The 268-nt window shown below is 28.0% G+C and carries 1 protein-coding gene; it reads left to right on the top strand.

From position 1 onward, the window contains the following. The coding region (locus ACIR131C_RS26325) for a hypothetical protein (RefSeq protein ID WP_035372628.1) at positions 1-268 on the top strand (268 nt) is incomplete at both ends.

Here is a 268-nt window from a genome sequence, read left to right as displayed (position 1 = left end):
TATTGATATTAATATTAAATGTGGTAATTCTTTAATTAGTCGTTTTGCTTTAGATAGTGATTTGCGACCAGCTTTAAATAAAAGTAAATACAGTATAGAAAGTTATAGAAATGCTGTTCAAACCTATCGCAATGCTGAAAATAAGGAGCAAAAACGGGAAATGAAAAAATTGATTGCTGATATTAAAGGTAATTTTAAAATAACATTACAAGGAAGTGATCCAAATAAGACTAAATTAAGAAAGTTAGAGGGTGAGGTTGAGAATTTG

Origin of the sequence: Dolichospermum circinale AWQC131C (genome assembly GCF_000426905.1) — a bacterium.
Classification (GTDB): Bacteria; Cyanobacteriota; Cyanobacteriia; order Cyanobacteriales; family Nostocaceae; genus Dolichospermum; species Dolichospermum circinale.
Note: the sequence above shows the minus strand (reverse complement) of the source record. Positions and strands in the feature narration are given on the sequence as shown.